The organism is Acinetobacter sp. V115_6, from assembly GCF_031799025.1.
GTDB classification, from domain to species: domain Bacteria; phylum Pseudomonadota; class Gammaproteobacteria; order Pseudomonadales; family Moraxellaceae; genus Acinetobacter; species Acinetobacter pittii.
The window spans coordinates 64,704-86,092 of the sequence record NZ_JAVQNO010000013.1; the positions used below are offsets into that span (position 1 = coordinate 64,704).

Below are 21,389 nucleotides of genomic sequence, written 5' to 3' on the forward strand. Positions count from 1 at the left end.
TTATAAAAAATACTTACTTTTTATAAATTGGAAATAATAAAGGCAAATATCTCATTACTTGCTCTCTATCACTATTTTTTTCTTCTTCTGATAAATATCTATATTCCGTATTGATTTGATATTCCCACTTTTTAACTAACTCTCGAGGAATTGTTAGAGAGCCGTCATAATTTTCTATGCAATTAGAATGTACATAACGCTGCCAGTGCGCCCAACGTTCATGTTCTATAGCAGATAGTTTTTCTATTAAATCTTGATGCTCTACCAAAAAGTCCTCTAATTTCATATTTAGATTAACCTTATATAAGTCTATTTTTTACTAATTTCCAATAATGTTGACCTAATACAGTTAACTCACATGACTTACTATTCATTGCAGCATGCCACATATGAGCAGCGCCTATAGGACGGAGCAAATTTACTTTCACATATCGTTGTAAGCATGCGAATATCTGTGTATTAACTGGATCAGGAGGTAGAATATTAGGATCAAGTTTATGTTCTTCAAAACGCTCAGGTTCGAAAGAAGGATCTAAAGGAAATTTATAATCAGCACTAGGGAAATATGTTATTAGTGCTTGCAAATCAGATAATGTTATAGCTGGCTTTGCTTTTCGAAGAGAAACAAATGTTTGAACATTTGTTTTAAAAACAGGCCGTTGAGCCCATGGTCCTAAAGATTGGTCTATATGAGCATAAATACTTCCTGGTGTAACATCACCTACTAAATTAGCTGCGGCACCTTCTAAAGCATCTACTAATAACGTTGTAAATACACCTCCTGATGCATCACCATTTTCCATAGCATATTGATCCTCCGTTGATGCTGTTAAAATTGTTGTACCTTCCTTTAGCTCTGTCAATGATGTATCAATCGGGTTTGATCCAATTACACCACTATGGCAGCTGTCTAATATGATGACTCGATTTTTAGCCTTAGATCTATTTGCAAAAGTCATTACTTCATGTAATGAAAGCCCATCATCTCCCGTTTCACAATCTCCAGCGCAAAGATATCCACCTGTATCCTCTACATATCCGTGACCAGCAAAATATAAAAGAGCTATCTCACATTCCCCTTGAAATAATTCTCTTACTGCGGCCTTTAGTATGCTTTTTTTTACTATGGGTGTCTCTTTTGATCCTAAGATTAGACGAGGTGTTTGAAAATTAGTGCTGTTATCTGCATTTCTTTCCAATACTTTAACCACCGCATTGGCATCTTTTACACAACCGCTTAAAGAATCAATAGATGAGTACTGATCAATTCCGATGATTAAAGCCTTACGCATGGTTCTTTTACCTAAATAGAATCAATAAATGAACTAATATTGCTGTCTGACCAAACTTTAGTATTGATACCATCTATATTTGTTCGATCATTCGAATAAGCCCAAATTCCAAGAATAGGCTTCCTCTCTTCTTTAGCACATTCAATTTCCCATTTTTGGCCACTAGATAATTTAGAATTTTTGCTTACGAGAATAATTACTCCATCAGATCTTCTAATTCTTGTTCTGACTTTAATCTTCCAATCAGTATCGTATGCTGTTTTTACAGACATATCTATAAACTCAAATGGAGTACGAGGATGAAGAGATTGACCTTTTAAAAAGTCACGTTGATTTTGATCTTCAATTGCAAAGGCAACGAAAATTACTTTTTTATCAGACATATTGACTCCAATTGATGACTTAATACTAATATTTTTGCTTCAATTTAAATATTTTAAAGGTTAAATCAAAATATTATTAAAAAACATATTTCTCTATAGTGAGGCCTTTAAGTTCTTATGAAATTGATCTGCTCCACGTGCAGATAGACTTTCAAGTCTACTCGAAATAGATCCAAGACTTTCCAATGTGATAGATTCCTCTTTGTCACTTTTGTATTGTCTTATAAATGCATCGATATCTCTTTCATTTACTAGAATTGGCCATTTATGTAAATATTCGGGTAAAAAGCTTTTATAAATATCTATTGTACTTCTAAGAAGAGGAGCACCTTCTGTTTTATATGCATAAGAACATATACGTCTAGAAATTATAGTAGCCTCTCCAATTTCAAATGGTACCCACCATGATCCTTTTGTATTAGCTGAAATAACTGCTATTAGATGAGTGCATCTTTGAATGTTTTTAGTTATTACACTTGTAATATCATCAGTAGTTAATGACTCTTCATCAACTACATCTAAATAATATTTAATATTATTAGCTCTAAATTTTTCAGAAATAGCAAATGCTACCTGTCTATCTTTTTGTCTATAACTAATAAAAACAGGCATTTCCCCTCCTAAGAATAATTAATTTAAATTAAAAAGTATTTTTCGTTCTGAACAATATATGTTCTTAGAAAATAGAAGTCCATAGATAACTAGATAATTTATCTAAAAAAAATATAAATGATTTTAGATGAAATTTAATAAAATATTTTTTAGATCTAATGCTGCTATACAATAACTAACTGGAGAGATGAGAGTTTGACGATAAATATTATCTGCTGCATCTACAGGTGCAAAAACACTATTTAAATTAGCTTATTTCATATAGGAAATAAGACATAAACCAACCTAAATTATCTATTACATCCTAGCTCTAACAATGTTAAATATGAACCAAAAACCACACCAGTATCAATGTAGTAACAATTATCAATTTGAATTTTTTCTTTAACAACGGTATGCCCTAAATAGATTTCATCAATTCCTTTAATATTTTTATACTTTTTATTCTTCCCATCAGATTTAATTCGCCCTCTACCCCACAATGCTGTTTGCAATGAAGAATCCGTAATCTTAGAAAAATAATTATCATTCTTCAGACTTCTTTTGAAATCTTCCCAATTATTAGAATTTATATCAGCATGTACGAAACCATAAATCCTATCTTTAAATTTAACTTCTAAGATAATAGGTAAATTAGTGCAAATAGATAAAACTTCTAAATATTTATTATGTGGAAGATCATAGAGCCATTTACCACCATGCTTACAATGAAAATCTTTCATTTCAACTGCAAACGAAGCTTCTAAGCACATTTGCTCATGATTTCCCCTTATTGCTTTAAACCAAGGTTCTTGGACTAATTCAATGCATCTGAGACTCTCTTTACCTCTGTCTATTAGATCACCCACTGAAATTACCAAATCCTCTTTGAAATTAAACTTTACCTTTTCAAGCTCTGCCATAAACTCTACATAACAGCCATGCAGATCACCCACTACAAACAGACGATTTATGTGCTCGGCATTATGTGTTTCAACAATAGTCTCAAGTGGAAAAAGTTTCAAATTGGCAAATCACTTAATAGAGGAATTTACAGCTTAAAAGAAATTATAAAATTATTAAATATTTTCGATATTTGAAATTGCTATGAACTCAGAAAGTTTTGAGTCCATAGCTTTTAACCAATCATTTAACTCTAAAATATCTATTCTTCTATCAAAGTTTTCTACTTTAGCTATATAAGATTGGGGCTTTCTTAAAAATGAGGCTAATTCTACCTGAGTAATATTTTTTTCCTCACGTATAGAAATTAAACATTTGATTAAACCAATATATCTTGGGTCATGTATTGAGCTCATAGACCAAGATGGTGTACTATCACAACAAATATCCCAAAACGGGATATTTTTTTTGTTTTTGCAATGTGGTATTTATGACAAAAGGACAAATTCTACAGCGTCTTTTTATTCGTTTTCTTATAGCAAAGAAATTTGAGAAGTATGAATTTATTCAAATATGGTCTTTATTTATAGAAAATCGTAAATATCTAAATACGGAAGAAAACTTTGAATTTATATATCAATTTTTTATACAGCTTCTAGAGAAAAGGTTTTTTATCATCGATATGGAAAAACTTCCTCTAAAATATACATCTGCTTACGAAAGCTACGAATTAAAGAAGTTCAACCTTCCTGAAGAACTTCAATCCGCTTACGAATCTATTTTTATTAAAACTAAAAGCTTAGAAAAAGATCTACAAAAGAGTGAAATGGAAATCCAATATTTTGAGGAATATTTTAAAGAATATCCAGTAATACAATTTCAGATAGAATTATTACTTCATAAAAAGGAACAAGAACATTTAAAATTAAAAACTCAAGTAGATGTTTTAAAAGAACTTATAAAGGCGTTTGATTAAAAACCATTCGCCTATATAACCAAAGTAATTTTAAATATATAAGCTTATGATGTTAATTTACCTTTATTAAAGCCAATGTATTCATTAAAATCAATAGAATACTTTACCAAATAAAATATACTTTCCAAGCAATCTATTTCATCAAGTATTTTAATCTGATTATTTAACTCTTCAACATTCTGCTTAAATATTTTTAATTCATTAATATCTTCGCATACTTTTAAATCTAATTCATAACCAGAAACAGTCTTCTTATATAAATTAATCTTCATCAAAACTAAATTATAAAAATCTGAGTATTCTATTGGAAATTCTTTCCCACCTAATTTTTTTGTTACTCCATCTGGATAGAAGACAGGAATTAAACCTTGTTTCTCTAAAAATGAAATAGATGAATAGATATTAATAGGATTTATATTCAAATCAATTTTCTTTATTTCTTCAAAATATTTTAAAAAATATTTATTTCTATCAAATGCTGAAATATCATACATATAAGCATGTTCTTTAATAAATCTTAAACTTTTTTCTGAACCCATATTAACTAAAGGTTCAAATATTCCATATTTTTCCAATATTTCCTTATATTTTCTATAATTATATAAGCAATTATAGAATAAAGCCTCCAATTCCGATTGCTGTAGGGTTGCCTTAAAAATATCAAAGTATTGTTTTTGTTTTATTGAATAATCTTTATTTTTAAATCTCTCTAAAGAGGCTAATGTTGTATTATCATCAATTAATCTAACTATCTGATAACAAATTCTAAAATAACTACTAAATGAATTTATCAAATTATTATTATAATAATCCTCCCATTTTCCATAATCTGTTTCTTTAAAAGCTCTTAAATGACGGCTAATTGCGTCTTTTCCATTAATTTTTATAAACTCAAAACCTGTTGCACTATTTAATGAAGATTTTTTTGTATGAAAAGAAATATCTTGTATTGCATCATTTTTAGTCTTAAGTAGTTCAAAAAAGATATTTTCAAAATTTTGGATTGCTATTTGTTGTTGCTGTTGTTCAGCTGCTTGAAGTTGCTTTGTTAGACTAGCAGTTTGTAACTCTAAAATTCGCTGCTGAGTCTGTACGTTTTCTCCTTCCAGTGTAGCAATTTCTCTTTGATGACTAGCTGTTTCTTCTAAAACCCCTCTCGTATCACGTAACTCCTGAATTTGTAATCGGATAGATGAAGTTAACCAATAAAATGCTAACGCAGCTAAAACTGGGTTAAGGGTTCCACCTACAAAGTCTCCAAATGTTCCCCATTTATCTTGGTCTTTATGGAAACCACCGTTAAAATGTAAAAAATAACTTATTAATACCAAAGCTATTAATAAAATGGCTATAAATATTGACCATTTAATCTGCTTTTCAATTTTTTTTAGATGAACATCTTGATATTCAGAAGTTAAATTATTCATAAAAGAAACTTTTTAATAAAATTTATATAACGACATAAACTGTCGCATCGGAATGAATTATTATATCTTCTTTTGATTGAATAGTGCATTATTATAAGGCAATATACTTTTAAATATTCTTCTAAATTAGGATGTTATAAAAGTAATGGCCTTAACTAATTTAATAGTCAACCGAATTATTATTCATCAAATATTTCAAAAGACATCCGATACTATGACCCCTCCTGAGCAAAGTACTGAATACACAAGATTTGATACAAAAGCACAAATGGATTTCGATAGTCGAGTTATTGGGGCCTTAGGTTCCGACTCTAAAGCTGTGTCTATGCAAATTATTGATTTAGATGAAAAAGGCTTACCTGCGCTCATTGATAAAGCCATAAATGATACAGATGATGATTTTATCAACTCTTCTTTCGATATTGCTCATAAGTTAGCCAGAGCTCAATTCGAAAAAGGGCGTGCTATTGGTGGAGGTATTGTAGTTGTTTTCACTGGGACCTATGGGATTGAAGATAAAAAAATATTAGGAATCATGAAAGCAGATATTCATAGTGGATACGAAAAAATTAAAACTGAAGGTGGACAAATATCTTTAAAACATATTGAAGATCTTTTACTCACCCCCTCTTCTAGACTTTATAAAACAGTTGGTTTTTGTGAGAAAACTGAGTATGACCCTTTGTCGACAAATCCTAATGATAAATGGTCAGTTTTAATATCCGATAACCAAATTAGCCAGGTGGATGGTAAAGCAGCCGCTGAATATTTTTATAGTACTTTCGCTGGTTGTGGTTATCCTGAGACTAGTGCACGTACTACAAAATTTTTCTATGACGCTACTAAAAGTTTTATTCTTAATCTAGATAACAAAACATCCGAAGAAAAATATGAACTTAGTAATGCGTTAACTACTTATCTGAAGCTAGGCCAGTCTATATTAGTTAATCCTATTGAATTTGCAGAAAATTTCTTCGATAAGGAAGTTATTGATGAATATAGAAACCATCTTAAAGCTAGCCAAATTCCGCTTACCTCATTTACGAAAGATGTCGAGCATATTAAAAATCAGCTAAAACTTCATAAAGTTACTTTTAGTAATAATGTTAAAATTGAAGCTGATCCAGATACTTTTAAAAATGATATTTTAATGGAAACAATAGAAGGTGAGACTGATGCAAATGGTGTTACCCCAGAATGGACTAAAATTATCATTAAGTCCAAGTTAACTATAAAAAAATGAACGAGAATACATTTCTAGAAAAATGGAATTCAGAAGAACCTATCTATAAAGCATGGGGAGACTTTATTGTCTCCCAAATTCTTGATTCTTTAAATGAAAGAGGTATTGACCCAAATATTTTTTTAAAAATATCGCCTAAAGTAAGAATAAAAGATCAAAAATCTTTAATTGATAAAGCATATTATCGAAACAAGCCGTATACAAATCCTTATGATGAAATTGAAGATAAAGTAGGAATACGATTTGTAGTCTTATTGACTGAAGATGTAGCTTCAATATGTGAAATTATTAAATCAAATGATTTATGGACAACTTTCATAGCACGTGATTTTGAAGAGGAAAAAAGTAAAGATCCTTTATTATTTTCATATCAATCAATGCATTTCATTTTAAGACCACGCCATGAAGTTAAGTTTAATCATATAACTATACCCACTTACATCCCTTGTGAAGTTCAGATCAGAACTTTATTACAACATGCACATGCTGAATTAACTCATGATGCTGTTTATAAAACAACAAATAAGATTAAACCCACAGTACTCCGTACAGTAGCCAAATGTATGGCTTTAATTGAAACAACTGATAGTTTCTTTGTTGAAGCAACACGTGATCTTAATTCGGGGCCAATTACTGAATTTAAAATTATTGAAAGATTGGATTCTTTATATTTATCTAAAATAGGCTTACATTCTCATAATCAAAAATCTTCATTAATAGTATTTGATGCTTTTGAAAAATTCATTAGTGAAGAGCTTATAGAAAATATTGAACTACTACTTAATCAACATCCGTATTTAATAAATCGAATTAAAGCAAGATACTCTACTATAAGTTTTTATCAGCAAAGTTATGTTTTGTTTGTCTATTGGCTTCTAGAAAATAAAAAGTATGTTACTTGTAGTGAGTGGCCATTAGAAAGAAAAATTCTTGAATATCTTGCTACTGATATTGGTATCGGTCTCATAAACTAAAAACTTTACACAGCTTACTTAGAACAATTTTGACAATTTATTTGTAATTTCATTGTTATTAGGGAAATCCCCGAGTTTGACAGAAAAGTGCTAGAAGTCTTACGTCAGCCACTTGAATCAAAAGAAATCATTATTTCACGTGCAGCTCGGCAAATTACCTATCCTGCAAACTTTCAGCTCATTGCAGCAATGAACCCTTGCCCATGTGGTTATGCGTTTAATCAAGATAGCCGTTGCCAATGTTCACCAGAGAGTATTAAGCGCTATCAAAACCGTATATCAGGGCCATTACTTGACCGTATCGATTTACATATTGATGTACCTCCTTTAAAAGCTCAGGAACTGCAAGATCCAACGCCTGCTGAAGACTCTACAACTGTACGGCAACGTGTGATTTATGCTTATGAGCAACAAATGCAAAGACAAGATTGTTTAAATCAAGCACTTTCACCGAAACAACTTGAGCAATATGCTGTACTTGATAGTACTTCTCAACGAATGATTGAAATGGCTCAGCAACGTTTGAATCTGTCGGCTCGTGCTTATCATCGTGTTTTAAGAGTTGCTCGTACCATTGCCGATTTGGCTCAAAGTGAGGTCATTCAAAGTTCTCATCTTACAGAAGCACTCTCTTATCGAGGTAATCATTCTTAAGATAAAACAGCGGATCGTGTATCCGCTTTTTTAATATGCATATAAGTTGTTCATTAAAGAATTTATTGATGCATATATAAAAAGGCAAAAAAGAGGACGCTATGAAAATTTTGGCTATCTCAGGTAGTGCAAGAAAAGAATCTACAAACACTGCTCTATTAAGAGCAATGAAGGATATAGCACCGTCCGACATTGAATTGACAGTTTTCGATCAAATTAACAGTCTTCCCATTTTTTCTCCAGATGATGAAGGAAAAAAAACACCTACAGTAGTGGAAGAATTTATTAAATCTGTTTCTGCCTCAGATGGCATTATCATCTCAAGTCCTGAATATATCCGTTGTATTCCGGGTGGTCTTAAAAATGCAATTGACTGGATGGTTTCCCGTACCGAAATTATAGATATACCTATAGTCCTGGTTCATGCATCTAGCCGCGGCGACGACATGCTAGTTTCTTTAAGAAGAGTATTGTCGACTGTTAGTAGCAATTTCTTTGAAGATTTATTTTTAAGGATTTCTCTCATCGGCAAATCTCCTGAACAAATTAGCGAGATGCTACAAACCGAAAAATATAAGTCACAAATTACCCCCTTTCTGCTTACCTTTGTCTCAGAGATTCAAAAATGTAGAAATGAATTAGAGTGAACTTTCTTAAAATAGACAGCGGATTATAAGTCCGCTGTTTTTTTATTAAGAGCTTCATTTAAAGTCTCAATTAGAGAAGTGATTTCTTTCTCCGATAAAGCTGCAAAACCAAAACGGATACAATGATTAGTACATTCTCCCTGTTTAAACTTATGCTCTGTATCAATGTTAAGTTCTTTTAATTTTATAAGCTGATCTTGAGTAAATGCTTTCTGGAATTTCGCCCATAAGGCCATTCCACCTGCAGGTGGTTGTATCTGAACAGTCTCAGCAAAAACTCGATGGAACTCAACTAAGGCATGGTCACGGCGTAGTTGATATATTTTTTTCATTTTACGGATATGCCGCTTGATTTCCCCTCGCTGCATTAAATCTGCTAAAGCAAGTTCCGTAATGTTATTGCCTTGCCGATCAATCAATAGAATATCTTCTGTAATCGATTGAATGATTATTGACGATGCCACGACGTATCCCAAGCGAATACCGGGTGCAAAGACCTTTGATAATGAGCCCACATGAATGACTAACTCAGAATGAGGCAAACTTGCTAAGGGTGGCATAGGCCGACTGTCATAGTGGAATTCGTGGTCATAGTCGTCTTCAATAATATAAAAGCCCCATTTTTTTGAAAGCTCCAAGAGTTGAAGACGACGATTCATTGGCATTGTGACAGTTGTAGGATATTGATGATGCGGAGTTGTATAAATGGCAGCTACAGAATGCTCTTGTAAAATCCGTTCTAAATCTTCAATGACAATACCTTGTTCATCTAATTTAACAGAAACCACTTGAAAGCCATTTGACTGAAATGCTTTAAAAGCAGATGGATAATATAATTCTTCAACAACGATAACGCCCTGCCGATTAGGTAATGCTCGAGAGGCAAGAAAAATTCCCATCTGGCTACCACGTACAATACAAATCTCATCTTCAGCAACATTCATAAAACGTTCCATTGACAACATTTGTTGTAAAGCCTGTCTTAGCTCAACCATACCTCGTGGGTCACCATATCCCATGTACTGGTTTTGCGTAATTTTAATCAGTGCATGCCGGTATGCCCGCGAAAATAGTTCGTAGGGAATAAGCCGTGGATCTGGCACACCATCGTTATGTGGGCGTTGAATCACTTCTTGAGTGATTGGTTTATCATTAACTGTTCGCTCAGATACTGGCTCTATTTGAAGCTGTTTTTCCGGCAAAACATCCGCCACAAATGTGCCTTTTCGGGGACGGGTCACAAGCCATCCTTGTGCCTCTAACTCTTCATAGACTGCTTGTACGGTTTTTCGATTAATTCCTAGTTCTTTTGACAAGCTACGAGACCCGGGCAGCATCGTACCCTGCACTAAACGGCCACATAAAATTTCCTGACTAATCAAGTTAGTCAGTTTTAGAAATACCGTTTTTTCTTCTCTTTCATCGATACGAAAATGTACTTGCCAAGGTCTTAGCATATTCGCCCCATCTGGACCATATAACTTATAAAAACTGGATGTATTGATTAATCCAGCTATTTTCTATTCTGCCTTCACCTACTTAATTTGGTCAACTGGACTGGAGAAGAGATGAAGACTGCTTCTGTAAACAAACAAGACCTGATGCAACACGCACAGCAAGACATGCAAAAGTGGATTAGCGACTCAGATTTAACTGATCGTCAAAAGCTTGCACTCACTTGCCGTATTTTATTTGACCATGGCCATGATGCTGGTTTAGCAGGCCAAATTACCTGCCGTAGTGAAAATAAAGAGTCCTTTATTACCCAACGTTTTGGTTTAGGTTTTGATGAAATTACTGCCTCAAATTTACTTGAGGTGAATCAAGATTTAGAACCCATCAATCAAGAAGGAATGGCAAACCCAGCCAATCGTTTTCACACATGGATTTATAAAGAACATCCAGAAGTGAACTGCATTATCCATACGCATCCTACCCATGTTGCTGCTCTCTCCATGCTTCAGATTCCACTCATGATTTCCCAAATGGATGTTTGCGCACTTTACGAAGACTGCTCCTTTGTAGGCCACTGGCCGGGTGTTCCTGTGGGCAATGAAGAAGGTATTTTGATTTCTTCTGCTTTGGGTAAAAACCGTGCTGTTTTGTTGTCTCACCATGGACAACTGGTTACAGGAAAAACCATTGAAGAAGCCTGCAACTTGGCGCTTTTAATTGAACGTGCAGCTCAACTGCAACTGCTAGCCATGTCTGCCGGACAAATCCAACCCATCCCTCATGCTTTAGCAACAGAAGCTCATGACTGGGTTTCTACCGATAAACGCAACAAAGTGAACTTTGCTTACTACGCACGTAAAGCTTTGAAAAAACATTCTGACTGTATTTAAAAAGAGACCTCAATCATGAAACTAAACGGCATTATTGGCTACCCAGTTACCCCTTTTTCTGATGACAACACCATTAACCTTCCTGTTCTAAAGCAGATGCTCGATTTGCTTATTGAAAATGGCTGTGATGCGATTGCACCTTTGGGTAGTACTGGTGAAAGTGCTTATCTTGAATGGGATGAGTGGTGCTTAGTCGCTAAGACTTCAATTGAAAGCATTAATAAACGTGTACCTGTCATTATTGGAATTTCAGAACTCACGACGGATCAAGCCATCAAAAAAGCGCAGATCGCGCAAAGCTATGGTGCAGATGCACTTATGGTGATTCCTGTATCTTATTGGAAGCTAACAAATCAAGAGATTTTTGAGTATTATCAATCGATTGCACAAGCGACGACTTTGCCGATTATGATTTATAACAACCCCGCGACCAGTGGTGTTGATATGTCTCCAGAGTTAATTGTGCGTATGTTTAACAACATTGCAAATATTACGATGGTGAAAGAAAGCAGCGGTGATATCCAACGTATGCATAAAATTCAAGAACTCTCAAAAGGTGAACTTCCATTTTATAACGGCTGCAACCCTCTAGCTTTAGAAGCTTTATGTGCTGGAGCGAGTGGTTGGTGTACAGCAGCACCAAATCTGTTAGATCAACAACCTCAACAACTTATCGAACATGTAAAAAATGGTGAATTAGAACAAGCCCAGAAGTCATTTTATCAGCAGCTTCCTCTACTACGCTTTATTGTCAACGGTGGTTTGCCGAAAACGATTAAAGCTGGTTTACAACTAAAAGGTGTTGCTGCGGGTTCACCACGTAAACCACTGTCTAAAGCTGCGGATATTGAGCTTAACCAGTTAAAACAGCTACTTTCTGAAATAGAAAACTAATAAAAAAGCGGGTTTATTTACCCGCTTTTTTTACAATTCAAACTTAGAATGTTTTAGTTAAACTAAACACTAAGCCTGTGTCATAAGGTTTCTTACCAGCATCAGTCATACCAGAAGTACTAATGTCTGTACCAACAACATCTAGCTCAGCGACAATACCCAAGATGTTATAATTCACACCAACTTTATAATCGATATAGCTATCATCTTCACCTGGTCCACCTGCAACTACAAGTAAAGAGTCTTTATTTTTTAGCTTGTTATAACCAACTGAAGCAATTCCTGTAAATCCTGTGTCAGCTATTGGTGCTGAATAACCTACATTAAAATACCAGAACTCATCAGAGTGGCCCCAATAATCATCTGAATAGCTTACGCCCACACTAAGTGCATCACCTTTAAATAAAGAATCAGCAAACGTTAATTTTCCATAAAACTCGGTAAAGTCAAAACCTGTATCACCATTGTATGGGTTAGTAAATTTTGAGTCAGAACCAATATAGCCATAATGAATTACACCCACATCATAAGTTGGTGCAAGCGTATCAGACAATTTTAATGTATTTGTATAACCTAAAGAGATATCTGTTTCAGTTGAAACGCCTGGCGTATTAAAGTCAACGCTTGACCCCCAAAGCGCAACATAGGCACCTGACTTATGAGAAAAAGTGAACCCACCTTGAATAGCCGGGTTATTTGACGATTGGGTAACACCACGGAAACGATAGTCTGTGGTCGCTGCCACACTACCTGTTGCCGTGATTCCATAAAAAGATGGAGCATCTTCAGCCATAGCCATAGTTGACCCTGCTGCAAAGATACCAAGAGTTACTGCCTTAAGTGCAAATTTCATCATTTTGATCTCCCCCACAATGAACGCACGATTTATACGAATTAAACAAATTGTGTTACTTGAGCTTTAGCAATTGCTGTGCCAAGTACAAATTTGTCATAAGTGCTCTTCATTAATTTCCGAGATCAAAACCACTTTATTATGAAATCCTTGTTTATTTTTCATAAAAATATATCTATAAAAAACATGATGATAAAATAGATTTTTTATGAAAGAAAAAATACCAAACATACAAAAAACACCTTATCGGAAATTACTAAACAAGGTAAGGAGTATTCATTTGTTGCACATAAATTTTCTATTTAATCTTAGACTCGAGATATAAAAAGTATGTAAATTTATTGAAGGCAATGCTTGTAATGGTCTCTGAATGAGCATTTTTACTAACTCAATTCCTTTATTTATTTTTGAGTTCAAGCCAATGAACTATTTTGGGTCTTTTTTAAGCAGGAATATAAATAAAAAGAAGAGTGCACAAAATTCAAGCAACATCTTGCACTAAGTTTGATCAGCGCAGACATATACTGTTGACCTATTATTCGTGATCTATTTTTGTACATCATACTTTTAAAACAATGTTATATAGTAACATTTTAGATAGATTTTAAAATAAAGAGGTGAAAAAAGTAACGTGAGATAAGATTAAAAAGTAAACATATCCAACAAAAAAGAGTAAAAAATGAACACAAGAATCAACTATTTTTTGAAGTTTAAATATAAAATAAATGGTAAAAATCAACTAAAAAATAAATTACTTTTTTTATTTTAAACAATATATTAAGTATAAAAGACTAATGGCAAATTCATTAAACAACCAGTAGCACATTAATCAATTTCTGCATAGCATATATAAAATAAAATCAACAAAAATATATCTTTTTTATAGATTACTTATACAATTGATGGAAATCCTAGGCCCTGAATAATAACAAGGCACAGGATTTATCGTTTTTATGAGGTTCTTTAAATATGCTAAAAGCACAAAAACTTACATTAGCAGTTCTCATTTCTGCGGCAATAATTTCCTCAGCTCAGGCAAGCGAGCAAAGTGAGGCAAAAGGATTTGTTGAAGATGCGAACGGTTCTATTCTCTTCCGTACAGGTTATATCAGCCGTGACAAAAAACAGGGCGCGAAAGATACTAGCTCATTTGCTCAGTCAGCAATTGTAAGTATCGATTCTGGTTTCACCCCTGGTATTGTTGGCGTTGGTGTTGGCGTTGTTGGCGACGGTTCATTTAAAATCGGTGAAAATAAAAATGCCGGAAACCAAATGATTCCTAAACATAACGACGGTTCCGCTTACGATCACTGGGCTCGTGGCGGTGCGAACGTTAAAGCACGTTTCTCGAATACAACAGTGCGTTACGGTACTCAAGTACTCGACCTACCTGTTCTTGCAAGTAATACTGGACGTATGGTTCCTGAATACTTTACAGGTACTTTATTAACCAGCCATGAAATCAAGAATCTTGAATTGGTTGCTGGTAAATTTACTAAAGACCAAATGTCTGATCAAATCAATACCGATGCGGATGTAAATGGTAATGGGCTTGATCGCGCCATTGTTTGGGGTGCTAAATATAAGTTTGATGAAAATTTAAATGCATCTTACTACGGTTTAGACAGCAAAAATGCCCTTGAACGTCATTATGTAAATGTGAACTTTAAACAGCCATTGGCGAATGACAGTTCATTAACTTATGATTTCAGCGGTTATCATACTAAGTTTGATGAAAATGCTATCACATATTCAGAAACTACTGATGACAAGTCTAACCGTAAAAACAATATTTGGGCAATTTCTACAGCGTACAACACTGGCCCACATAATGTAATGGTTGCCTACCAACAGAACAGTGGTAACGTAGGTTATGATTACGGCCAAAATGCTGATGGTTTCCAAAGTATTTATTTACCAAACTCTTATATGTCTGACTTCATCGGCAACGATGAAAAATCTGCACAAATCCAATACAGTCTTGATTTTGGTAAGTTAGGCGTATTACCTGGTCTAAACTGGACAACTGCATTTGTATACGGTTGGGACATCAAAGTTAAAGGTTTAACTGATGATGCTGAAGAACGCGAATTCTTTAACCAAGTGAAATACACAGTTCAAAGTGGTTTCGCTAAAGATGCGAGCCTTCGTATTCGTAACTCTTACTACCGTGCAAGTGATGCTTACCAATCTAATGCGTACATCGGTGATACAAACGAATGGCGTATCTTCCTTGATATTCCTGTGAAATTATTCTAATTCACAAATCTATCAAGCATAAAAAAACCTACGTCTGGTAACAGATGTAGGTTTTTTATTAAGCTCAAAATATCAATTGAGACATTCTGAGCTTATAAATTAAAGCTTATTTAGCAGCTTCAATTGCTTTTAATACTTCGGCTTTAGCAACATCAGCACCTTCCCAACCACTGATTTTTACCCACTTACCTGGTTCTAAATCTTTATAGTGACTGAAGAAATGCTCAACTTGGCTAATCAATAACGGAGGAAGATCTGTATATTCCTTCACGTCTTTGTAAAGTGGAGATAATTTTTCGTGTGGAACAGCGATTAATTTCGCATCAATACCACCGTCATCTTCCATGTTTAATTTGCCCACTGGACGGCAACGAATGACTGAACCAGCAGCAACAGGATGTGGCGTTACAACAAGTACGTCTAATGGGTCTCCATCTTCAGACAAAGTATTTGGAACATAGCCATAGTTTGCTGGATAGAACATTGCTGTACCCATGAAACGGTCTACAAACAATGCATCAGAATCTTTATCGATTTCATATTTAATTGGTGCTGCATTTGCAGGAATTTCAATGATGACATAGATGTCATTTGGCGCATCTTTACCTGCTGGGATATTGCTGTAACTCATATCAATACTCTTTCGTTATGAAGTCAGATGTAAAATCCACTCGATTATAGCGTGGATATCATCAAAATGATGCCGATTATACAATGGGCACACGCGAAAGTTGATATGAATGGTGACAGAATGACACTCAAGTCAGTTTAATCGTGACCACAAGTAAGAAGATTGGACACAATATAGATAAGAACCAAACAATCGAGCGCAAAGTTGCCCAATTACTTAAATAGCAAATACCATAAATAACTCTTAAAATAATATATGCCCAACCTAATCTCAAAATAAAATATTCCGGAACAACCATATATTCAGCCATTAAAATAGCAGTTAAGAATAAAGGTAGGCTTTCAAAGCTATTTTGTTGTACGGCATTAGCGCGAGCAGCAAGGCCTGTTGTTTTAGCCAAAAAAGCTCTCGGGTTTTGATTATCGACGGGCTGAAAACCACCTGTAAATTTTGCAATTACGGTAAATGCGTATGGCAGCAAACATGCCACTAAAATAATATAGATAATGCCGCTGATGCCCTGCATAGTGCCATCCATCACTGAAAATACTGTTGATCATGCTATCATAACATTGCGTTTTTACCTGAAATTTTATGCAATCACTTGTCATCACTGATTAATAGGGCCATGTATGCAACAATCTGATCAAAAAGAATTGTTTGAAGTCTTAGAAAAGCAAAAACAAAATCAACTTCAGGTAGACCGTATATTAAAAATCGTACTTCCTATTGTCGCTTTTTTATTGAGTGTGATTTGTGCAAATCTAAATTGGCAATCGACACTGGGCACCTTTGTTATTTTAACAATTACTTTTATTGCTGTCGGTATTAAACGACTTCCTTTATGGCATTGGTTAATTGTGATTACCCTATATTGCCTAGCAGATAATTATTTAAGTTATGGCCAGCTCGATTTAACTCACCTGCGTTTGCAATTGGGCACAATGCTTGTTTTTGTTGGAATGATTGGGATAGGTCGTCCTTATATAGACCGCTGGTTTATGAAAAGTCATAAAATATAAAAAAACAAAAAAGCGCCCTAAGGCGCTTTTTTATTAACTTTTTAGGCTGGCTTACGTAAGTCTTTACGTAAAATTTTGCCTACGTTTGATTTAGGTAATTCATCCATAAACTCAACATAACGAGGACGCTTATAACCTGTTAAGTTCTCTTTAGCAAAGCTCAAAATTTCTTCAGTCGTTAAACTTTGATCTTTTTTCACAATAAAGAGTTTAGGCACTTCACCTGATTTCTCATCTGGAACACCAATTGCAGCAACTTCCAATACTTTTGGATGTTTAGCAATAATTTCTTCGATTTCACTTGGGTACACGTTAAAACCAGAAACCAAAATCATATCTTTTTTACGATCTACAATTTTGACATATCCACGGCTATCCATAACGCCAATATCGCCTGTACGGAAAAAACCATCTGCTGTCATGACCTTAGCTGTCTCGTCAGGGCGATTCCAATAACCTTTCATCACTTGAGGACCGCGAATCGAGATTTCACCTTGCTCACCTAAAGCAACTTCATTACCATCATCATCTAAAATAGCAACTTCTGTCAAAGGCAATGGAATACCAATGGTGCCGCTAAATTCAGTAGAAGCTGGAGGATTTGCAGTTGCGACTGGAGAAGTTTCAGACAAGCCATAACCTTCAATAATGGTTGTACCAGTAATTTTCTTCCAAGCCTCTGCTGTAGAAGGTAAAACTGCCATACCACCGCCCATCGCCATTTTTAAATTGCTATGGTCCAGTTGTTTAAACTCTTCATTATTCACTAAAGCATTAAATAATGTATTTACTGCAGGAAAGAATGATGGCTGATATTTACGTAATTCGTTAATCACGGCAGGTAAATCACGTGGGTTAGGAATCAAGATATTTGCCTGACCTTTATACATACCGTACATCGCGCAAACCATGAACGCAAAAATATGATAAAGCGGTAATGCGCAAACAATGCGGTCACCTTTGGCACCATCATTAGCACCAAATTTACTTTGGAAAATACCGTCACATTGTAAAAGGTTTGCGACTAAATTGCGGTGTGTCAGTTCTGCACCTTTTGAAACCCCTGTAGTACCGCCAGTATATTGAAGTACGGCAGTATCGCTTAAAGTTAAATTCGGGCGCTTATAATTACTTGGGCTTTCTTTATTTAATGCTGCATTAAATTTAACGTACCCAGGAATATTCCAAGCAGGAATTTGCTTACGTACTTTACGTAATACAAAATTTACCAACGTACCTTTAAGCGTACCCAGCATATCCCCTACTGTAGCAACCACAACGTGCTTGACAGGGGTTTTACCTAAAATGCTCTGGTAAACACTAGCGAAGTTTTCGATAATCACGAGCACTTCTGCACCGGAGTCATTTAATTGATGCTCAAGCTCACGTGCCGTATAAAGTGGGTTTACATTCACTAGAACTAAGCCCGCACGCAAAACAGCTAATGCCACTACAGGATATTGCAATACGTTTGGCATCATTACTGCAACACGAGTCCCTTTTGCTAACCCCAAATTTTGCAAATAGGTCGCGAACTTACGACTTGCAAGTTCTAACTCGTTAAATGACATTGCCTTATCCATGAAGATAAAAGCATCACGAGAACCAAACTTTTGGAAATTATTCTCAAAAATATCAACTAGTGAGGTATTTTCCGCAGGCAATGCTACTGTTTCTGGAATCCCTGTCTTTTGGTATTCTGCAAACCAAATTTTTTCCATAATGCCATTATCTCCGATTCGTAATCCTTAGTAATAACTGTTATTCAATGCCCCAGCTATTCTTTAGCTTCTTGGTGCCAGAACATATTTAAAACTTATTGGCATATTCATGACACTTTCGAACAAGATTATGAGACAGAAGTTTTGACAATTTGACCCTGTCAAATTTTTTGTATGGAGTACAAATTACGTACTCCAAATTGCTGTCCTTTTAATCGTTATTCAATACCAACAAGTTCAGTTCATTGCTTGAACATGTTGCCATATATAGCGTATTTATGTTGCCCGACGCTAGCTTTATCTCTGAATCAACAGTTTATTTGCTTTTTGATATCCACGTGGTAAGAGGTGACCTTTTGAAGCACGTTTACCCATGTATTTTTGTAGATCATCACCTTTTAGTTTTAGATGTTGTTGACCTGCAACCACCTGAATTATTTCATCTAAGTTCAGGGTTGTCATGGATAAAATCTGCTCTTTTGCTTCAAGTTGTATCAACTTATTACCTTTACCCTTATTTAAATTTGGCAGTTCTGCCAAATCAATAATTAAGAGTCGACCTGCTGAGCTGAGCACAGCTAAATGTGTCATGTTTTGGGCAGATACTAACGGCAAAGCTTTTGATTTTTCAGGAACCGACAAGAATGTCTTTCCTGCTTTGGCATTAGTATCTAACTGTTTGGTTTGAGTTTTGAATCCATAACCTGATGAGCTAGCAGCAATGAGTTCTGACTCTTCATCATCTAAATAGACCTGAATAAACGCGACTCCACTTGCAGGAGCAAGTTTCGAACTTAATGGCTCGCCTAAACCTCTTGCTGATGGCAGACTGCTAATAGGCAAGGCGTAACTACGCCCTGTCTCATCAAGGAAATAAATTCGTTGATTGGTTTTACCCACCGCATGACTTAAATATTGATCGCCAGCACGATAGTTTAAACTCTCTGCATCAACATCTGCACCTTTTGCAGCACGAATCCATCCAGCTTCAGATAAAACCACCGTTACTGCTTCAGCTGGCATTAAATCTTGTTCTTTAATCTGAACAGCTTCAGCACGCGCCACGATTGGAGAACGGCGCTCGTCACCAAACTTTTTCGCATCTTCCTTTAATTCACCAATAATCAGATTTTTCAAAGATTCTGGATTTTCGAGTTGTTCACGAATAATCGCTGCTTTTGCTGAGAGTTCATCCTGCTCTTGACGGATTTCCATCTCTTCAAGTTTTGCTAAATGACGTAACTTGAGTTCTAAAATTGCTTCTGCCTGTATCTCATCAATTTTGAAATGTTCCATCAGTACAGGTTTTGGCTGATCTTCTTCACGAATAATACGAATAACTGTATCAATATCGAGATAAGCAATTAAAAGACCTGCCAAAATATGTAGGCGTTTTTCAATTCGGTTTAAATGATATTCCAAACGGCGAGTAACTGTTTTTTTACGGATCTCAATCCACTCAAGTAAGATACGTCGAATCGACTTAACCTGAGGACGACCATCTTCACCAATCATGTTTAAATTAACACGATAACTCGATTCTAAATCCGTAGTTGCAAATAGGTGGCTCATCACTGCTTCAGCATCAATACGATTAGAACGAAGTACAATCACTAATCGTGTTGGATTGGCATGATCTGACTCATCACGCACATCCACCACTAGAGGCAGCTTTTTAGCCTGCATTTGATCGGCAATTTGAGTAATTACCTTCGAACCCGATACCTGATACGGTAATTCGGTAATCACGATTTCATTTTTTTCAATAGTGTAAACCGCTCGCATGCGGTAACTACCACGTCCAGTCGTCTGGATTTTAAGTAATTCTTCAGGCGGAGTAATAATTTCAGCTTTGGTTGGTAAATCCGGCGCTGGAATATATTCGGCTAATTTCTCGTCTGATGTTTGCGGGTTACGAATTAAGGCAATTGTCCCTTTAATCACTTCACGTAAATTATGTGGCGGAATATCGGTCGCCATACCAACCGCAATACCAGTTGTACCATTAAGCAAAATGTTAGGAACTCGTGCCGGCAAGGTAATTGGTTCTTTTAAAGAACCATCAAAGTTATCTTGCCATTCACTCGTACCTTGCCCTAACTCACTTAGCAATAATTCACTGTAGGCAGAAAGTTTTGCCTCGGTATAACGCATCGCTGCAAACGATTTAGGGTCATCTGGTGAACCCCAGTTCCCTTGACCTTCAATTAGAGGATAGCGATAACTAAATGGCTGAGCCATCAATACCATGGCTTCATAACATGCCGAATCACCATGCGGATGGTATTTACCAAGTACGTCACCCACAGTACGAGCCGATTTTTTTGGCTTACCACTGCTTTTTAAGCCCAACTCGCTCATGGCGTAGACAATACGGCGCTGTACAGGCTTTAAGCCATCACTGATATGTGGCAATGCACGATCCATGATGACGTACATGGCATAATTCAGGTAAGCCTGTTCAGTAAATTCGGCTACAGAGCGGTTTTCTGTCGCTTGATGCGCAAGGCTGGTCATAGTCAGCTTATCTTCCAAATCAGTCGTTATTTTAAGTGAGTCTTATGCTAAGTGGGC

General features: G+C 35.3%; 21 protein-coding genes and 1 pseudogene. 9 read left to right on the forward strand and 13 right to left on the reverse strand.

Annotated elements, in window-relative coordinates; translation table 11 throughout:
• Nucleotides 1–13 precede the first annotated feature (13 nt).
• The 6 genes from RMA94_RS02290 to RMA94_RS02315 all read right to left on the reverse strand — a co-directional run bounded on the left by RMA94_RS02290 (nt 14) and on the right by RMA94_RS02315 (nt 3,585).
• Entirely contained in the window at nt 14–286 is a 273-nt protein-coding gene (locus RMA94_RS02290; RefSeq protein ID WP_311081679.1) for a hypothetical protein, read from the reverse strand.
• A 13-nt stretch (nt 287–299) separates the two neighbouring features.
• Entirely contained in the window at nt 300–1,292 is a 993-nt protein-coding gene (locus tag RMA94_RS02295) for a caspase family protein (protein ID WP_311081681.1), read from the reverse strand.
• An 11-nt stretch (nt 1,293–1,303) separates the two neighbouring features.
• A complete protein-coding gene (locus RMA94_RS02300) occupies nt 1,304–1,675 on the reverse strand; it encodes a TIR domain-containing protein (RefSeq protein ID WP_311081683.1) in 372 nt (123 codons plus the stop codon).
• 93 nt (nt 1,676–1,768) lie between these two features.
• On the reverse strand, nt 1,769–2,287 hold the full coding sequence (locus tag RMA94_RS02305) for a toll/interleukin-1 receptor domain-containing protein (protein WP_311081686.1): 519 nt from the start codon (nt 2,285–2,287) through the stop codon (nt 1,769–1,771).
• Between the two features lie 290 nt (nt 2,288–2,577).
• Nucleotides 2,578–3,291, reverse strand: a complete 714-nt coding sequence (locus RMA94_RS02310; protein ID WP_311081688.1) for a metallophosphoesterase — start codon at nt 3,289–3,291, stop codon at nt 2,578–2,580.
• A gap of 54 nt (nt 3,292–3,345) precedes the next feature.
• The gene (locus RMA94_RS02315) at nt 3,346–3,585 is read right to left on the reverse strand and encodes a helix-turn-helix transcriptional regulator (RefSeq protein WP_192835111.1); all 240 of its coding nucleotides are present in this window, start codon (nt 3,583–3,585) and stop codon (nt 3,346–3,348) included.
• Between the two features lie 74 nt (nt 3,586–3,659).
• Between RMA94_RS02315 and RMA94_RS02320 the strand changes: the two genes are divergently transcribed.
• Nucleotides 3,660–4,145, forward strand: coding sequence for a hypothetical protein (locus tag RMA94_RS02320; RefSeq protein ID WP_311081690.1), 486 nt, complete (start codon nt 3,660–3,662; stop codon nt 4,143–4,145).
• Nucleotides 4,146–4,189: 44 nt separating this feature from the next.
• On the opposite strand, the gene RMA94_RS02325 is transcribed toward RMA94_RS02320, so the two are convergent.
• Nucleotides 4,190–5,572 carry a putative phage abortive infection protein gene (locus RMA94_RS02325; protein ID WP_311081692.1) on the reverse strand — a complete coding sequence of 461 codons (1,383 nt, stop codon included), beginning with the start codon at nt 5,570–5,572 and terminating at the stop codon, nt 4,190–4,192.
• Nucleotides 5,573–5,717: 145 nt separating this feature from the next.
• Between RMA94_RS02325 and RMA94_RS02330 the strand changes: the two genes are divergently transcribed.
• From RMA94_RS02330 to RMA94_RS02345, 4 genes and pseudogenes are all read left to right on the forward strand, one after another.
• Entirely contained in the window at nt 5,718–6,815 is a 1,098-nt protein-coding gene (locus tag RMA94_RS02330; RefSeq protein WP_311081694.1) for a nucleoid-associated protein, read from the forward strand.
• Nucleotides 6,812–7,789, forward strand: coding sequence for a RelA/SpoT domain-containing protein (locus RMA94_RS02335; RefSeq protein WP_311081696.1), 978 nt, complete (start codon nt 6,812–6,814; stop codon nt 7,787–7,789). Before RMA94_RS02330 ends, RMA94_RS02335 begins: the two co-directional genes overlap by 4 nt.
• Before the next feature lie 63 nt (nt 7,790–7,852).
• Nucleotides 7,853–8,443 (forward strand): annotated as a pseudogene (locus RMA94_RS02340) (ATP-binding protein); the annotation flags it as partial.
• A gap of 101 nt (nt 8,444–8,544) precedes the next feature.
• Nucleotides 8,545–9,090, forward strand: coding sequence for an NADPH-dependent FMN reductase (locus RMA94_RS02345; protein ID WP_068615051.1), 546 nt, complete (start codon nt 8,545–8,547; stop codon nt 9,088–9,090).
• Nucleotides 9,091–9,113: 23 nt separating this feature from the next.
• On the opposite strand, the gene RMA94_RS02350 is transcribed toward RMA94_RS02345, so the two are convergent.
• A complete protein-coding gene (locus RMA94_RS02350; protein ID WP_311081697.1) occupies nt 9,114–10,547 on the reverse strand; it encodes a PLP-dependent aminotransferase family protein in 1,434 nt (477 codons plus the stop codon).
• A gap of 111 nt (nt 10,548–10,658) precedes the next feature.
• On the opposite strand from RMA94_RS02350, the gene RMA94_RS02355 reads away from it, so the two are divergent.
• Together RMA94_RS02355 and RMA94_RS02360 are read left to right on the forward strand one after the other, a co-directional pair.
• Complete coding sequence (locus RMA94_RS02355; RefSeq protein ID WP_311081699.1) at nt 10,659–11,435, forward strand: aldolase; 777 nt, start codon at nt 10,659–10,661, stop codon at nt 11,433–11,435.
• Between the two features lie 15 nt (nt 11,436–11,450).
• The gene (locus RMA94_RS02360) at nt 11,451–12,329 is read left to right on the forward strand and encodes a dihydrodipicolinate synthase family protein (protein ID WP_311081701.1); all 879 of its coding nucleotides are present in this window, start codon (nt 11,451–11,453) and stop codon (nt 12,327–12,329) included.
• Between the two features lie 43 nt (nt 12,330–12,372).
• On the opposite strand, the gene RMA94_RS02365 is transcribed toward RMA94_RS02360, so the two are convergent.
• Nucleotides 12,373–13,185, reverse strand: coding sequence for a TorF family putative porin (locus tag RMA94_RS02365; RefSeq protein WP_057085022.1), 813 nt, complete (start codon nt 13,183–13,185; stop codon nt 12,373–12,375).
• A 966-nt stretch (nt 13,186–14,151) separates the two neighbouring features.
• On the opposite strand from RMA94_RS02365, the gene RMA94_RS02370 reads away from it, so the two are divergent.
• Nucleotides 14,152–15,441: an OprD family outer membrane porin gene (locus tag RMA94_RS02370; protein WP_311081705.1), complete on the forward strand. Its 1,290-nt coding sequence runs from the start codon at nt 14,152–14,154 to the stop codon at nt 15,439–15,441.
• 106 nt (nt 15,442–15,547) lie between these two features.
• On the opposite strand, the gene ppa is transcribed toward RMA94_RS02370, so the two are convergent.
• Nucleotides 15,548–16,072 carry an inorganic diphosphatase gene (gene ppa, locus RMA94_RS02375; protein WP_002121243.1) on the reverse strand — a complete coding sequence of 175 codons (525 nt, stop codon included), beginning with the start codon at nt 16,070–16,072 and terminating at the stop codon, nt 15,548–15,550.
• Between the two features lie 127 nt (nt 16,073–16,199).
• On the reverse strand, nt 16,200–16,598 hold the full coding sequence (locus RMA94_RS02380; RefSeq protein ID WP_002121258.1) for an MAPEG family protein: 399 nt from the start codon (nt 16,596–16,598) through the stop codon (nt 16,200–16,202).
• Between the two features lie 106 nt (nt 16,599–16,704).
• Between RMA94_RS02380 and RMA94_RS02385 the strand changes: the two genes are divergently transcribed.
• Entirely contained in the window at nt 16,705–17,094 is a 390-nt protein-coding gene (locus RMA94_RS02385) for a hypothetical protein (protein ID WP_311081707.1), read from the forward strand.
• A gap of 41 nt (nt 17,095–17,135) precedes the next feature.
• Here RMA94_RS02385 and RMA94_RS02390 read toward each other — a convergent pair whose 3' ends face one another.
• Complete coding sequence (locus tag RMA94_RS02390; RefSeq protein ID WP_086265371.1) at nt 17,136–18,815, reverse strand: long-chain-fatty-acid--CoA ligase; 1,680 nt, start codon at nt 18,813–18,815, stop codon at nt 17,136–17,138.
• Nucleotides 18,816–19,112: 297 nt separating this feature from the next.
• The gene (parC, locus tag RMA94_RS02395; RefSeq protein WP_130174259.1) at nt 19,113–21,332 is read right to left on the reverse strand and encodes a DNA topoisomerase IV subunit A; all 2,220 of its coding nucleotides are present in this window, start codon (nt 21,330–21,332) and stop codon (nt 19,113–19,115) included.
• Nucleotides 21,333–21,389: the final 57 nt, after the last annotated feature.

Bases quoted from the DNA above. Each gene is read 5' to 3' on its own strand.
- RMA94_RS02290 (WP_311081679.1), bottom strand. From the start codon at position 286: ATGAAATTAGAGGACTTTTTGGTAGAGCATCAAGATTTAATAGAAAAA.
- RMA94_RS02295 (WP_311081681.1), bottom strand. From the start codon at position 1,292: ATGCGTAAGGCTTTAATCATCGGAATTGATCAGTACTCATCTATTGAT.
- RMA94_RS02300 (WP_311081683.1), bottom strand. From the start codon at position 1,675: ATGTCTGATAAAAAAGTAATTTTCGTTGCCTTTGCAATTGAAGATCAA.
- RMA94_RS02305 (WP_311081686.1), bottom strand. From the start codon at position 2,287: ATGCCTGTTTTTATTAGTTATAGACAAAAAGATAGACAGGTAGCATTT.
- RMA94_RS02315 (WP_192835111.1), bottom strand. From the start codon at position 3,585: ATGAGCTCAATACATGACCCAAGATATATTGGTTTAATCAAATGTTTA.
- RMA94_RS02320 (WP_311081690.1), top strand. From the start codon at position 3,660: ATGACAAAAGGACAAATTCTACAGCGTCTTTTTATTCGTTTTCTTATA.
- RMA94_RS02325 (WP_311081692.1), bottom strand. From the start codon at position 5,572: ATGAATAATTTAACTTCTGAATATCAAGATGTTCATCTAAAAAAAATT.
- RMA94_RS02330 (WP_311081694.1), top strand. From the start codon at position 5,718: ATGGCCTTAACTAATTTAATAGTCAACCGAATTATTATTCATCAAATA.
- RMA94_RS02335 (WP_311081696.1), top strand. From the start codon at position 6,812: ATGAACGAGAATACATTTCTAGAAAAATGGAATTCAGAAGAACCTATC.
- RMA94_RS02345 (WP_068615051.1), top strand. From the start codon at position 8,545: ATGAAAATTTTGGCTATCTCAGGTAGTGCAAGAAAAGAATCTACAAAC.
- RMA94_RS02350 (WP_311081697.1), bottom strand. From the start codon at position 10,547: ATGCTAAGACCTTGGCAAGTACATTTTCGTATCGATGAAAGAGAAGAA.
- RMA94_RS02355 (WP_311081699.1), top strand. From the start codon at position 10,659: ATGAAGACTGCTTCTGTAAACAAACAAGACCTGATGCAACACGCACAG.
- RMA94_RS02360 (WP_311081701.1), top strand. From the start codon at position 11,451: ATGAAACTAAACGGCATTATTGGCTACCCAGTTACCCCTTTTTCTGAT.
- RMA94_RS02365 (WP_057085022.1), bottom strand. From the start codon at position 13,185: ATGATGAAATTTGCACTTAAGGCAGTAACTCTTGGTATCTTTGCAGCA.
- RMA94_RS02370 (WP_311081705.1), top strand. From the start codon at position 14,152: ATGCTAAAAGCACAAAAACTTACATTAGCAGTTCTCATTTCTGCGGCA.
- ppa (WP_002121243.1), bottom strand. From the start codon at position 16,072: ATGAGTTACAGCAATATCCCAGCAGGTAAAGATGCGCCAAATGACATC.
- RMA94_RS02380 (WP_002121258.1), bottom strand. From the start codon at position 16,598: ATGCAGGGCATCAGCGGCATTATCTATATTATTTTAGTGGCATGTTTG.
- RMA94_RS02385 (WP_311081707.1), top strand. From the start codon at position 16,705: ATGCAACAATCTGATCAAAAAGAATTGTTTGAAGTCTTAGAAAAGCAA.
- RMA94_RS02390 (WP_086265371.1), bottom strand. From the start codon at position 18,815: ATGGAAAAAATTTGGTTTGCAGAATACCAAAAGACAGGGATTCCAGAA.
- parC (WP_130174259.1), bottom strand. From the start codon at position 21,332: ATGACCAGCCTTGCGCATCAAGCGACAGAAAACCGCTCTGTAGCCGAA.